Annotated in this window: 14 protein-coding genes; 4 read left to right on the top strand and 10 right to left on the bottom strand. The window is 65.1% G+C overall.

Annotated features, from left to right (window positions below):
* Nucleotides 1-27: 27 nt before the first annotated feature.
* A complete protein-coding gene (locus AAFG50_RS18920; RefSeq protein ID WP_028171026.1) occupies nt 28-612 on the bottom strand; it encodes a TetR/AcrR family transcriptional regulator in 585 nt (194 codons plus the stop codon).
* Nucleotides 613-689: 77 nt separating this feature from the next.
* Between AAFG50_RS18920 and AAFG50_RS18915 the strand changes: the two genes are divergently transcribed.
* The gene (locus AAFG50_RS18915; RefSeq protein ID WP_028171025.1) at nt 690-1187 is read left to right on the top strand and encodes a peptide deformylase; all 498 of its coding nucleotides are present in this window, start codon (nt 690-692) and stop codon (nt 1185-1187) included.
* Nucleotides 1188-1229: 42 nt separating this feature from the next.
* Here the strand turns inward: AAFG50_RS18915 and AAFG50_RS18910 are convergent, their stop codons facing one another.
* The 3 genes from AAFG50_RS18910 to AAFG50_RS18900 all read right to left on the bottom strand — a co-directional run bounded on the left by AAFG50_RS18910 (nt 1230) and on the right by AAFG50_RS18900 (nt 3247).
* Nucleotides 1230-1592 (bottom strand): metalloregulator ArsR/SmtB family transcription factor, encoded by a 363-nt coding sequence (locus tag AAFG50_RS18910; protein WP_028171024.1) that lies wholly within the window; start codon nt 1590-1592, stop codon nt 1230-1232.
* The gene (locus AAFG50_RS18905) at nt 1592-2254 is read right to left on the bottom strand and encodes an SRPBCC family protein (protein WP_011086779.1); all 663 of its coding nucleotides are present in this window, start codon (nt 2252-2254) and stop codon (nt 1592-1594) included. Before AAFG50_RS18905 ends, AAFG50_RS18910 begins: the two co-directional genes overlap by 1 nt.
* A 201-nt stretch (nt 2255-2455) precedes the next feature.
* Nucleotides 2456-3247 (bottom strand): helix-turn-helix transcriptional regulator, encoded by a 792-nt coding sequence (locus AAFG50_RS18900; protein WP_011086778.1) that lies wholly within the window; start codon nt 3245-3247, stop codon nt 2456-2458.
* 120 nt (nt 3248-3367) lie between these two features.
* On the opposite strand from AAFG50_RS18900, the gene AAFG50_RS18895 reads away from it, so the two are divergent.
* Nucleotides 3368-4918 carry a carboxylesterase family protein gene (locus AAFG50_RS18895; protein WP_028171023.1) on the top strand — a complete coding sequence of 517 codons (1551 nt, stop codon included), beginning with the start codon at nt 3368-3370 and terminating at the stop codon, nt 4916-4918.
* A 74-nt stretch (nt 4919-4992) separates the two neighbouring features.
* Here the strand turns inward: AAFG50_RS18895 and AAFG50_RS18890 are convergent, their stop codons facing one another.
* Nucleotides 4993-5874: an AraC family transcriptional regulator gene (locus AAFG50_RS18890; RefSeq protein WP_028171022.1), complete on the bottom strand. Its 882-nt coding sequence runs from the start codon at nt 5872-5874 to the stop codon at nt 4993-4995.
* A 173-nt stretch (nt 5875-6047) separates the two neighbouring features.
* Nucleotides 6048-7307, bottom strand: a complete 1260-nt coding sequence (locus AAFG50_RS18885; protein WP_028171021.1) for a serine hydrolase — start codon at nt 7305-7307, stop codon at nt 6048-6050.
* 278 nt (nt 7308-7585) lie between these two features.
* Between AAFG50_RS18885 and AAFG50_RS18880 the strand changes: the two genes are divergently transcribed.
* Nucleotides 7586-8977, top strand: a complete 1392-nt coding sequence (locus AAFG50_RS18880; protein ID WP_028171020.1) for an NAD-dependent succinate-semialdehyde dehydrogenase — start codon at nt 7586-7588, stop codon at nt 8975-8977.
* A gap of 91 nt (nt 8978-9068) precedes the next feature.
* On the opposite strand, the gene AAFG50_RS18875 is transcribed toward AAFG50_RS18880, so the two are convergent.
* The 4 genes from AAFG50_RS18875 to AAFG50_RS18860 form a co-directional block, all read right to left on the bottom strand.
* A complete protein-coding gene (locus tag AAFG50_RS18875) occupies nt 9069-11291 on the bottom strand; it encodes a hypothetical protein (RefSeq protein ID WP_166466016.1) in 2223 nt (740 codons plus the stop codon).
* A gap of 147 nt (nt 11292-11438) precedes the next feature.
* A complete protein-coding gene (locus AAFG50_RS18870) occupies nt 11439-11735 on the bottom strand; it encodes a hypothetical protein (protein WP_028171018.1) in 297 nt (98 codons plus the stop codon).
* Nucleotides 11736-11974: 239 nt separating this feature from the next.
* A complete protein-coding gene (locus tag AAFG50_RS18865) occupies nt 11975-12358 on the bottom strand; it encodes a glyoxalase (protein ID WP_028171017.1) in 384 nt (127 codons plus the stop codon).
* A 132-nt stretch (nt 12359-12490) separates the two neighbouring features.
* On the bottom strand, nt 12491-12718 hold the full coding sequence (locus AAFG50_RS18860; protein WP_028171016.1) for a hypothetical protein: 228 nt from the start codon (nt 12716-12718) through the stop codon (nt 12491-12493).
* Between the two features lie 149 nt (nt 12719-12867).
* Here AAFG50_RS18860 and AAFG50_RS18855 point away from each other — a divergent pair, with 149 nt between their 5' ends.
* Nucleotides 12868-13329 (top strand): hypothetical protein, encoded by a 462-nt coding sequence (locus tag AAFG50_RS18855; protein WP_342714206.1) that lies wholly within the window; start codon nt 12868-12870, stop codon nt 13327-13329.
* Nucleotides 13330-13349 lie beyond the last annotated feature (20 nt).

The raw sequence follows: 13349 nt of genomic DNA, 5'->3' as shown, positions 1-13349 counted from the left end.
ATTGTCGGGGGGCCCGCCGGGTGGATCTCAGCGCGTTGCGGACAGCCGCTCCAGCAGCGGCCGGGTGATGACACCGAACATCTTGGGATCGCCATAGGCACGCGCCGACAGCATCGCGCCGTGAACCGTGGCCATGAATCCTTCGGCCTCGACCCGCGCCGTGCCGGAAAGCTGTAGCCGCCCCTGCCGCTTGCCGCGCTCCATCACTGAGGTCAGCCAGGATGCCAGGGCGCGGAAATGGGCGCGCACTTCAAGCGCCACCTCCTCGGGCAGGAGCGGAAGCTCACTGGCAAGAAGCGCACACACGCAGAACGGAGCCGTCGCGTCCTTGATGCACGCCTCCCAATAGGCGAGATAGCTTTTGAGCTGTGCGCCGGGGTCCGGGATGTTGCGCTCGATGGCGGAGAGTCCCGCCGCGGCCTCCTCGCGATAGCGCGACACGAGGGTGCGGACCAGGTCGACCTTGCTGGCGAAATGGTGGTGGATGCTCGGCTTGCGGATGCCGACGATGTCGGCGATGTCGGCGTAGCTGAAGCCGTTATAGCCGCCGGCAATGATCAGCGTGCGCGCGCAGGCCAGAATGTCGTCGGCGGTCGAGGAAACGTTGGTCATGGCGCATGAACTACCTTCCAGTTGGTAGGGCGTCAAGAACGAGGTGCTTCAACCATCCGTGAGTGGTAGGAGCGTGCATGACCATCCGCCCCCTCGTCCGCTACCCCGACCGCCGGCTGGCGATTCCTGCCCGCCCCGTCACTGCGTTCGACGACGAGCTCCGCGAGCTCGCCGCGGACCTGCTCGACACCATGCGCGCCGCGCCCGGCATCGGCATCACGGCTCCGCATATCGGCGTGCCCTTGCGCGTCGTGGTGCTCGAGCTCGACGCCAAAGACGGCGCACGGACCTATGTCAATCCTGAGATCACATGGGCTTCGCCCGAGATGATCATGCACCGGGAGGGCAGCGTCTCGATGCCCGGGGTCAACGACGAGGTCCAGCGCCACGCCCGCGTGCGCATCAGCTACTGGGATCTCGACGGCACCATGCAGACCGAGGAGTCGGAAGCCCTGCGCGCCGTCTGTCACCAGCACGAGATCGATCAGCTCGACGGGATGTTCTGGATCCAGCGGCTGTCGCGGCTGAAGCGGGAACGGCTGGTGAAGAAGTTCGAGAAAATGTCGCGGGGGTGACCGTGACGCTAAGGCGGCTTCGCCACCTTGTTCGCGACGCCTTCAAGCCCTCTTCCCGCTCCGTTTGGTGACGGGAGCGTGACGACGCTCCCGCTTGCCGCGCGCGATCTCGGTCGCCAGCGCGTCCAGCTTCGGCTCCCAGAAATTCCTGAACTGACCGATCCACGCATCCACCGCGCGAAGCCCCGCAACGTCGACCGAATAGAGCCGCCTTTGCGCCTCCGCCCGAACCGTCGCGAAGCCGCTCTCGCGCAGCACCTTGAGGTGCTGCGACACGGCGGCCTGCGTGATTCCGAACTCCGCCCCGATCGCCTCGACGACCTCGCCGGACGCCATTTCCCCGGGCGACAGCAGCTCGAGGATGCGACGGCGCACGGGATCGGCGAGGACCTCGAAGACGTGCATCAGCTTCCTGTGCCTGGATGTGCGACATCGGGCGGCATCTCGCCGCGATAGAAGGCGATGGTGCGGTCCGAGCGCTGCTTCGCCGTGTCAGGGTCGACCCCGCTCGCGACATGCGCCTCGCGCCATTGCTCGCCGCTTCGTGTCATGAATTCCTTGCCCGCAGGAGATCCCATCCATGCCTCGGCCGTCTCATGGTCGACCGATGCCCCGGTGGCAACATATCGCTCAAGTCCGGCAATGGCGAGGTCCCAACCGATACCCACGGCGCCTGGGCCGAACTGATTCCAGTGATCCTCGATGATCGCGGTGTGCTCCAGCGTCAACCGCGCCTGATGTCGTTCTGCTGCGAGCTGGACGTCGATCCAGCTCATCGCACCACCGAATTCCCACGTCGCTGCAAAATGGGTCGGCGGCGTACATGCCGTGATGGTGCCGCCCGCATTGCCCTTGAGCTGGTACCTTCCGCCGAGCTGGAGGTCTCCCTCGACCGGCAAGAACCAGCGCGGAATGCGCTCCCTGCTGGTCACCGCGTCCCAAAGATCGTCAACGCTCGTCTCGTAAAGCCGCGTCAGTGTCACCGCGCTGGCCGGCTTGCCGTCTTTCTCGAAATTCCGCACCGAACGCGTCACAAGCCCCAAGACTCTGGCGACGTCGATCTCCATTGCATTCCTCCTTGTCGTTGATCGCAAGGGCAAATATCGATCTGCACTAATATAAGTCAAGTCTTATATTCACGACGTTCGACGCCTGGAATTCGGTGCCCCTCCTTCAGCGGCAGAAAAAGGTCCCCAACCGCCTCGTGCTCCGGCACCTCCGGGAAGAAGCTCCGCCGCTGGCAATAGATCGGGAAGTTGCGTGCTTCCCTACGCATCCCGCACGATACTGTTGAGATATTTTGCCGGAGGTTTGCCGAGCGCTTTCTTGAACATCGTGATGAAGGCCGCGACGGACTCGTAGCCGAGATCGGCCGAGACCTGCTGCACGCTGGCGCCGGCAGTGAGTTCTCGCAGGGCGACGATCAGGTGCAATTGCTGGCGCCAGCGCCCGAAGCTCAGACCCGTTTCCCTGACGACGAGACGCGCGAGGCTGCTCTCGCTGAGCGCGACGCGCTTCGACCATTCGGCGAGGGTCCTGCGGTCGGAAGGATCTTTTGCCAGCGCAGCCGCGATCCGCTTCAACCGCGGCTCGGACGAGAGCGGCAGATGGAGCTGCTGGACGGGCATGCGCGGCAGCTCGCGGAGCAGGACGCTCGCCAGGAGGTCCACCCTCGCCAAGTCATCCCCGACCTGATCGCACAACTCGACGATCAGCTCACGCAGCAGCGGCGAGATCGACAGCGTGCAGCATCGACCCGGCAGGTCCACGATGTCGGGCTCGATGTAGACGAAAAACAGCCGGGCATTCTCTGTGGCGAGGTTGCTGTGCTGCATGCCGCCGGGAATCCACACCGCGCAATGTGGCGGCACCATCCACAGGCCACTGGGAACGCGACATGTGACACCACCTCCCAACGCGAAGACCAGTTGTCCCTTGCGGTGGCTGTGATCGGGGACCTCCCCCTTGGTCCCCGTCACGTCAACGCGCACGGCGATGACCGGGGCGGAGCGATCGTCCACATCGAGGCTGGACCATGGAAAGCGAAGGGGTTGCCGCATGCTGCCGGTTTTTAGTCATTGATTGGCTAAATGTCTAAATTCAACGAGGGCGAAAGTCGATAGGTTGCTGCCAAACCTGCCGGGCGGCGGCCAGGCGCCTACCGATGACGGGATACGACCATGAATGCCTTCACGACCGCGACAGCAGCCGAACTCGGACGTGTGGTCCGCACCCAAGCCGGTTTCGTGCGCGGCGGCGTGCGGGACGCAAGCGGCGTGCTGTCGTTCAAGGGCATCCCCTACGCGGCGCCCCCGGTTGGACGGCTGCGCTGGTGCGCACCGCGGCCGCCAGCGCCTTGGGACGGCGTGCGAGATGCAAGTGTGTTTGGCGCAGGCTGTCTTTCAGCTCTCGAAAACGACCATCGGCCGGGACCGCGCGACGAGGATTGCCTCTATCTCAATGTCTGGACCACAGCGGAGCATCCGGACGAGAGGCGGCCCGTGATGGTGTGGATTCATGGCGGGGGCTTTCAATTCGGCTCCTCGGCCAACCCCGCGACCGACGGAGGCGCGCTGGCGGCCAGCGGGGTCGTCGTCGTCAGCTTCAACTATCGCCTCGGCGTCTTCGGCTTCCTCGCCCATCCTGATCTCGACGCGGAAGCGCCGTCGGGCAATTACGGCCTCAGAGACCAACTGGCGGCGCTGCGCTGGGTCAAGGCCAACATTGCCGGCTTCGGCGGCGATCCTGACAACGTCACCCTGTTCGGCGAGTCCGCCGGCGCCATGGCAGTCGGGATCCTGATGGCCTCGCCGCTCGCGCACGGACTGTTTCACAAGGCCATCGGACAGAGCGGCGCGTTCTGGGATGGCAAGCACGGGCCACTTCAGAGTTTTGAAGAAGCCCGCGCGCGCGGTCTCGCGTTCGCCCGGCAACAAGGCGATGAGTCCATCGCCGCCTTGCGCGCGATGCCGGCCGATCAGTTGAATGCAGCCGCACCATGGAGCTTCAAGGCCAGCCCCGTTGTCTCGGCATTCTCACCGAGCATCGATCATGATGTGGTGCCCGACGTACCCGCCCGCAGATTCCTGCGCGGCGAGCAGATGCACATCCCGTTGCTGGCGGGCTGGAATAGCGCGGAGGAATTCCCCTTCCCTGCGCAATCCCTGCCCGACCACTCGGCGCGCGCCTTTCTCACCGCGGCCGAGGCAATGTTCGGCGGGGAACGCATGGCCGATTTCCTGAAGGTCTACCCTGCCGCGACCGATGCCGAGGCGAAGGCCTCCGCGGCGGCCCTCACCGGCGACACCGTGATCGGCGAGCAGTGCTGGCAGTGGCTGCGGCTGCATCGGCGTCGCCGGCGCGCGCCCGCCTACGGCTATCTGTTCAGCTATACGTCGCGCTACACGCCGATCGCCTCGCATGTCACCGAAATCCCGTTCGTGTTCGGCACGCTGACGCCGCAACAGGTGATCGGCAGCACAGCGCCGCCGGCCGAGGAGGACCGCGCGCTGGCGCGGACGATGATGGGTTACTGGGTGAATTTCGCGACGCAGGGGAATCCGAACGGATCAGGCCTGCCACCCTGGCCCGCCTATGACGAGAACGACGTCGTGCAGATCCTCGATACGACGATCGAAGCCCGTTCCAATCCGCAAGCCGCCCGCTTCCGCTTCCTCGACAGTTTCAGGCAGGACGGCGTATTGCCGATGCGCTGGCGCGAGATGGCATAAGCGGCTTAACCGCCAACTCGATAGCGACCAGTCCGTCTCCTACGACCGAAACGGACAGGCCGCCGTCAGGTGCGCTATTTCAGCGGCAGGAAAAGCTCCGCGACCGCCTCATGCTCCGGCACCTCCGGGAACAAGCTCAGCCGCTGGCAATAAATCGGGAAGTCGCGCGCTTCCTCGCCGCTGGCCGGAAGCCAGTCGCGATAAAGGTAGAGCGCGGCGGGCTCCAGATTGTCGGTGTGGCCGACGACGCGCAGCACCGCGCAACGTCCGCCGGGGATCTCGCCGGCCTTGATCGCTTCGCCATTCGCCTGGATCGGCTGGTCGGTCCCGGCGCAGAGGTCCACGCTGTAATCGGCCGGCGAGGCGGGACGCCGCTCGGAACGCCAGACATTGAAGGTCGGACTTATCCTGGGGTGGAGGTTAGCCGCCCTGCGCCAGGCGATGAACCGCTGGATGGTGGCAGGAAGCGTCGCCGGGTCGCCCCGATGCTCCATGATCGCCACCCGTGTGGGCGGGACATCGCGGATCGTCACGTCGTCAGGGGTAAAGGTCTTCTGCATGAGCTTGCTCCTCGCGTTGTCGAGAGGCCCGAAGGCCGCAAGCCACGGCTCCCAGTCGGGAGATTTCCGGAACGACGACGGCGATTGCCCGAACCGTTGCCGAAAGGCGCGGGCGAAGGCGTCCGGTGCGTCGTAGCCGGCATCCATCGCGATGTCGGTGACGCTTTCGTCGTCCCTGTAGGCCAGCCGATGCGAAGCGCGCTTCATACGGGCAAGCTGAACATAGCGATGCACGGACAGCCCGAAGGTCGCCGTGAACTGCCGGTGGAAATGAAATTTCGAGAAGGCCGCAACAGCGCTCAGCGTGTCGAGGTCCAGATCAGCGTCAAGATGCCGGTCGATATGCTCCAGCACCCGCCGCATCCGATCCTGATAATTTTGCAGCGCCGCCTTCATCGTCCCTCCTCCGTGGCGGCTCCAGTTAGTCGCTGACGGCTGCGACGTGCTCGACCGATCTTGCGCTTTGGGGACTCGTAGGATGGGTAGAGCGCAGCGAAACCCATCATCGCTGGTGCTCCGCGAGAGAAGCCGATGGGTTTCGCTATCTCTACCCATCCTACAACCTCACCTCATCCGCCCGCAATCAGCGCCTTTGCCAGCGCCATGTAGGCCGGCAGCGTCACGGGATCGTTGGCGGCGTTGCCCGCGACAGGGTGCGAGGCGTAGCGCGCGATCACCATCTCGGCCTTGGGATCGACGTAGATGCCCTGGCCGTGGACGCCGCGCGCCATGTAGGCACCGTGGGGGTTGTGCGTCACCCACCATTGATTGCGATAGGAGGCACCTGGCAACGTGGTGTAGCCGGCGGGCTTGAATTTCTCGGGATCGCCGCCGCGCGAAATGTCCTCGACAACGGACGACGGCACGATCTGGCGGCCATTAAAACGGCCGTGATTGCGCATGGTCTCGCCGAAGCGGGCGAGATCGCGCAAAGTGGTCGAGAGACCGCCGCCGCCGCTCTCGGTGCCGATGCGGTCGACGTGATAATGCGCGTCCTCCTCCGCGCCGATTTGCGTCCAGATCCGCTCGGAGAGAAGATCGGACAGCGTCAGGCCGCTGGCGCGCCGGCAGATCCAGGCCAGCACGTCGGTGTTGACGGTCTTGTAGGCGAAGGCCTTGCCGTGCTCGCCCTGCTTCTTCTGCGCGACGAGGAAATCGAAAATGGTGGTCGGGCCGTCATAATCAGGCGGGATCGGCGCCATGCCGTTGGCGCGCCGCAAGCCCCAAACATGCGAATTCCTGTCGGTGTAGACTTCGGTGTATTCGAGGCCGGTCGTCATATCCATGACCTCGTGCACGCGCGCATCGCCAAATGCGCTCGCCTTCAGCTCCGGTACATAGTCCGTGACCGGTGCCTGCGGATCGATCTTGCCCTCGGTGACCAGAATGCCCGCGAGCACGCCGGTGAAGGATTTCGTTACCGACATTCCGATATGCGGCTTGTGCGGCTTCAACGCACCGAAGTAGCGCTCGTAGATCAGCTTGCCCCGATGCAGCACGGCGATGCCGTCGGTGTAGGTCTCCTCCAGCACTTTCGCGAAGGTCATGGGACGGCCGTCCATCGTGGTCGAGGCGACCGCGCCGATGTCGTGGTCCTCGCGCGGCAGCGGCGATGCCGGTCCCGCCCCGCGCCAGACGTTCACGGTCGGCACCAATTGGCGGATATTGCTCCAGGCCCAGCGCAGCTCGGGGAAGCTGCGGAACGAGCCGTCCTGGAAGGTGATCGTCCGCTCCGGCGCCGGCGGGAAGCCCTTCATCCAGCCGAGCGTTTCGGGATCGGTCTCAGCGGCGGTTGCGGGGGCGTGATTGGCGGTGGTCGCGACGGACATGAAGGCAGGCTCCGGAGAGGACGATGTGGCTGGCGTATCATGAGACAGCGCAACCCACATCCCGCGTTTGTGCCGGGGTGCTGTGCAGTGCCCCCTGATGACGACAGGTCCGACCACCGCCCGCTCGCAGTCTCGTGAACGGCGCTGAGGCATCTCGATTGACCTGTCTCAAAGTGACGAATTGGGTTGTGATCCATCCTTTCATCAGCAGTCCCGTCGGAAGCGCATGAAGGCAGCCGGCACCAAGCACTGCACGATGCCTGGAGCGAGAACGACACATGGCCTACGCAACCACCTACCCCTACACGGGTGAAGTCCTCGAGACATTCCCCACCGCCACCGATGCCGAGGTCGCCCGCGCGATCGACGCGGCGCATGCGGCCTTCCTTGCCTGGCGCGAGACGTCCTTTGCCGCGCGCGGCGCGATCCTGCAAAAGGCAGCCGACCTGCTGCGCAAGGACGCCGACGCCTACGCAAAGCTCCTGACGCTCGAGATGGGCAAGCTGTTCACCGAAGCGAAGGCCGAGGTCGAATTGTCCGCGAAGATCTTCGAATATTACGTCCAGAATGCCGAAAGCCTGCTCCGGCCGGAGAAATTGACTGTCGCCGATCCCGCCGAGGGCGAGGCCGTCATCGTCTGCGAGCCGCTCGGCGTGCTGCTCGCCATCGAACCCTGGAACTTCCCTTACTACCAGATCGCCCGCATCATCGCCCCGCAGCTTTCGGCCGGCAACACCATGCTGCTGAAGCACGCCTCCAACGTGCCGCAGAGCGCGGCGGCGTTCGAACGGCTGATGCGCGAAGCGGGGCTGCCCGAGGGCGCCTTCATCAATCTCTACGCGACCCGCTCGCAGGTCGAGACGATCATCAACGATCCGCGCGTCCATGGCGTGGCGCTCACGGGCTCGGAAGATGCCGGCGCGGTCGTCGCCGCGCAGGCCGGCAAGGCGCTGAAGAAGTCGACCATGGAGCTCGGCGGCGCCGACGCGTTCGTCGTGCTCGCCGACGCCGACATGGCCAAGACGATCAAATGGGCGGTGTTCGGCCGTCACTGGAACGGCGGTCAGGTCTGCGTCTCATCCAAGCGCATGATCATCGTCGATGCAGTCTATGACGAATTTCTTGCGCGCTACCGCGAGGGCGTGGCCGGCCTCAGGGCGGGCGACCCCTTCGCCCCCGAAACCACGCTCGCGCCGCTCTCTTCGCAGGCCGCGGCCGACGAGATCAAGGAGAAGATCCGCCAGGCCGTTGCGCATGGCGCCAAGGCCGAGCAGGTCGGCCCGCCCGTCCCCAACCAGGGCGCCTTCGTGCAGCCGACGATCCTGACCGATGTCGCCGACGACAATCCGGCGCGCTACTGGGAATTCTTCGGCCCCGTCTCGATGCTATTTCGCGCCAGGGACGAGAATGATGCCGTGCGCATCGCCAATGATTCCCCGTTCGGCCTCGGCGGCTCGGTGTTCACCTCCGACACGAAGCACGGCGCGGACGTCGCCAGGAAGATCTCGACCGGCATGGTGTTCGTCAACCATCCGACCAAGGTCGAGGCCGACCTGCCCTTCGGCGGCATCCGCCGCTCCGGCTACGGACGCGAATTGCTGGGGCTCGGCCTCAAGGAGTTCGTCAATCACAAGCTGATCGACGTCGTCGACATCGACGCCCGGTTCTGACGGCGCGTCGTGCGTCACCCGCGCCGTGCGTGGCGCGGGTGACGTGCGATGGATGGGTCGGGCGATGGATACCCGTCGCTCCGGCTGCGGCTTACCCCTTTCGCCCCGTGCGCTTCTTTGCCTTCGCCGCGCGCTTGCGCCCCGGGGCTGCTCGCGCGGGACCGCGTTCCGCGCGGCCGCCCGTGTCGGCGGTCAGCTCGGGACGCAGCCTCGCAAGCTTGGCGCGGTCCGGCAGCAGGTCCGCGAAGCCGTCGAGCACCCGCGGCGCGGGCGCACCGTCGCCGGCGACGGCCAGTGCACCTGCCGGCGCCGCGGTCTGGCTGAGCGCCTGCAAGCGCCGGCACGCCTCGCCGAGGTGATAGGCATCGCCGCCGAGCGCCACCCATTTGCCGACCTCGGGATGCAGCACGAGATTGGCCGAATGGTTGTCGCTGGCGCTGGACGGATAGTCGACGAACACGTCGATCCCCGACTGCACGCCCACCATCACGCCCTGCGCCGACCACGACACGGCGACGTCGACGCGGTAGCGGCCCGGTCGCTCGAAGGCAAAGCCCGCCGTGCTCCAGAACACCTTCGCCGAGGCCGTGACGCTCTTGCCGGGCTCGAGCTCGCTCAATTTTGCGTGCTCGCACAGGATCACGAAGGGCCTCACCGGGCGCTCGCGCCCCTCGGCATCGGTGACCGTGATCGACGCGAACAGGGCCTCGATGCCGACGTCGTTCGGCGCGCGCAGCGACACGCCGCTGGTGTTCGTCATCGTCCAGGTCAGATCCAGCGGCTGGCCGAGCGCGACGCGGTCGGTCGTAGCCGTCACCGCAAGCGTCAGCTCGGAAGGTTCGAAGTCGTGCCGGTCGGCGGCCTGCGGCGCGCCGGTCGGGAACCAGCTTGCGAACGGCCATCCGCCCGGACGAATGACCGGATCCGGCATGTGGTTCAGGTGATGACGGACGTTGGTGTTGTGCGCGAGCTTGATCTGATCCGGGAACACGCCGGGCTCGCCGGTCGCGGGACCTCCGAGCACGTCCGCCACGCTCGGCGTCGTGGTCATGATCGAGTTGTCGGCCGCCGTCTCCTGCTCCTGGTGGATCTGGTTCAGCGTGTGCGTCAGCTCGTGGGTCGCACTGCGCAGGAACGCACGCGGCACGTCGCGCTGCTTCCTGTTCGCGGCGAGACCAAAGTTCGACGAGTCCGAGGTGGGATAGCCGTCATCGGAGAAGCTCGCGCAGCCCTCGCGGGGAACGCCGATCTGGTCGTACATGATGCCGCGCGAGCAGCCGAGCTTCGCAGGCACGACGATCATGTGCACGCGCCATTCGGCGTCCAGATTCGTCGCCGGATTGCGCACGGTCGTCATCAGCGCGTGCAGATCCGCAGAGCTCCAGCAGTTGGTCGGCACCACGCCTGATGGCACCGGGACGTTGAGCTGGTCCTGCACCACCGTGAGCTGCCAGCCGGTCCTGGCGAAGATCGTGTCGAAGAACTCCGTGCCGCCGGCGCCGTCGGGCACCGGCGCGGGCCGCACGGCGCCGACCAGCGTATCGATTTCCAGCGTCGCTCTGCGGAAGAATTTCGACACCCAGGCGAGCGTGACGCTGCCCTTGTCCACACCGCCCTCGAACAGCCGGCCCTCGTAGAACGGTCCGCCGGTCAGGGAGAACGGAAACGGCGCCGGCACCTTCGCAAGCTTCATCGTCACGGTGCGCGACGGCGTCGCCGGGAACGTGCCCTTGAACTGGCCGACCGGCGGCTGCGTGTAATTGAACTGCTCGGCGACGATGGTGAGCTCGCACTTCTTCGGCAGCGGGACCGCGACCGGCGCGGACACGCTGGTCACCCTGAGATAGGAGTGATAGCGCGCGCAGGGGAAGATGGGGATCCTCGGCCTGCGGATCGGGAACGGAATAGCCGGCTCGTCGACCGCGCTGAGCGAACCGGCGAGGCTCGTCAGCCCCGCGTCCGCTGTGGCTGCATCTCCGTCCTTGTTCCCCACCGGCGGCAACGGATGGGGGATAGGACCGATCACCGGCCGCTTCGAGTAGAGATCGCCGCTGACGATCAGATGATCCGCGCCGCCGTCTGGCGCCGAGCGATCGACGCGCAGCGTGCCTTCGAAGGACACGAAGCCGGCCGTCGGCCTGAAGTTGATCTGGTAGCAGCCTTCGCGAAAGTCGAGCCTGCATAGTCTGAACGGCGGAAACGGCTGCAGATCGGTCGCGGCCGGCTGGTCGCCGGAATCGTCGTCGCTGATGCTGATCTGACGCGACAGCGGCACCTGCGGCTTCATCGCCGGCTCGACCGATGCTCCGGTCATCTTCGCAAGGCTGCCACTCGATTCATGCTCTGAGCAATTGCACATGTCGTAATCTCCTCGTTGAAATGACGAGGCGATCGACGTGAGCATCGGGCTCGTTCGCGGGTACGCCCGCGTTATCTCAAGTCAGCTGTGGCGTGCGCAGTCCTACGCGCGCCGATAGGTCACGACACAGCCCTCGGAATCCGTAAACTCAAACCGGTCGGCCTCGAGTGAAATGCGATAGGTCACAAGTTCATCGCTGGCCGTCCCGACGACGAGTGTGTTGGAATCCTCGAGACGGTAGATTCCCGCGTCCCACCACACCATGCCCTGCCCCTCGCCGCGCATGCCGCGGTAGGTGCCGGTCGAGAATGTGAGGGTGGCGGGATATTTGTCCGCACACGCAGCCGCCGTGGTTTTGGTCCACGTACCAACCATGCTCTGTTCGTGTTTGTCAGCCATAGTGTCTCCATAGCTCTCATGAACCGACGCAATCGGCCGGTTGATGGCTATTTCAACATGTCGTTCTGGCGTGTGCAGCTCATTTCAGCTGATGTGGCGGCGGGCATCTCAATAAACCCAATTCACCACGTACAATCACAGCAGGTGTTCTGTCGCATGATTGACGCAAGCGTGCGTGTGAGATGCTTCACATGAGGGTGCGACAATTGAGCGCCGAGAGGCTTGCGTCAACGCTAGACCTACTCCGTCATCAACCGGCTCGGCCAGCCCACGCGGACGAGCAGGTCGTCGGGGCCATTTAGCGCGAATTCATACATGCCCCACGGCTTGTGCTCGGCCGCGCGGCTCGGCTCGACGATCTCCGGGCACATCGCCGCGGCAAGGCCGCGGACCCGGGGCGTATAGACGTAGACGCCAAACGGGTTGCTCCCCGGAATGAGCCAGCCTTCCACCGCCTGCTGCAAATGCACCTCGCCACCAACACCATCTGACAGCATCCGATAGTCTTCGTAGCCTTGATCGACCGGCCTGAAGAAGCCGAGCCTGTTCCACCACCGTTCCGCTGCATCGAGGTCGTTGCAGGGAATGATTGCGACTACGCTCGACGTCTGCCGCTCGTCCATGGCGCTGCTCCGTTGAATATCATGCAATGATTGCACCCTAGCAGGCGTCGATGAACTCCTGAATGCGATCCGCCACGATCCGTCCCGCGCGGCTGTCGAGGTGCACGCCATCGGTATGGAACCGCCATCCATTCATGCGCGAGACCCAAACGACGACCTAGCCGGGCGACAGGCAAGCACAGCAGGCAATCGCTTCAGCGCATTGTAGGCCAGGTCACCACCGACACCGAAGTTCTCGAACTTGACCTGCGCGTTGCGCGGCCGGGCGCGCAGCTCGGCGATCCAGTCAAAGGCCTGCCCTTTGCCTGCCGTGCTGCTCGATCCGAGGCACGCCACGGTTTTCTGCTCGAATACCGTCATGGTGCTATCGCTCCCGCCGAAGCGTGAACTCCGGCGACATGATACCGATCCCGCAGAACACCAGCCGCAGCAGACTGACAGGGAGGCATGAGCCCCCGCTTGGCGCTTGCCGTCAGCCATAAATTCTATATATTCGGAATATGCCGAATATGTCAAACAAGACCAACAAGGACGAGCAGCGGTTCACGGAGGACGTGGCACGGCTGCTCACGCCCTGGGGCGTGCCGCCCGTCGCCGCCCGTCTCTATGGCTATTTGCTTCTCTGCCCCCGCCCCGTCAGCCTCGATCAGATCACCGAAGACCTCGGGATCAGCAAGAGCAGCGCAAGCGTAGCCGCTCGACTGCTCGAGAGTTACACGCTGGCGCGTCGCCATAGCGAACCTGGGACGAAGCGCGCGCTCTATGCCGTGGCAGACGATTACGAAGCCATGGTCCGGCAGCAGAATCGTCTGCTCGACGCGTTGGCCGGGCAGTTGAACGCCGGAGCTGAAATAGCTGCGTCCAAGGCGGCAAGCGCACGCCTCAGGGAGATGGCCGACTTCTACCGGGTCATGCGTGGCGCCATGGAGGACGCCATCAGCCGCTGGACGCGTGGCCGACGACGGCAATGAGGAATCCCGCAGCGGCGCTG

It is taken from the genome of Bradyrhizobium sp. B039 (assembly GCF_038965675.1).
Taxonomy (GTDB): domain Bacteria; phylum Pseudomonadota; class Alphaproteobacteria; order Rhizobiales; family Xanthobacteraceae; genus Bradyrhizobium; species Bradyrhizobium diazoefficiens.
The sequence above is the reverse complement of the archived record's forward strand: the minus strand, read 5'-3'. Positions and strand labels throughout refer to the sequence as shown.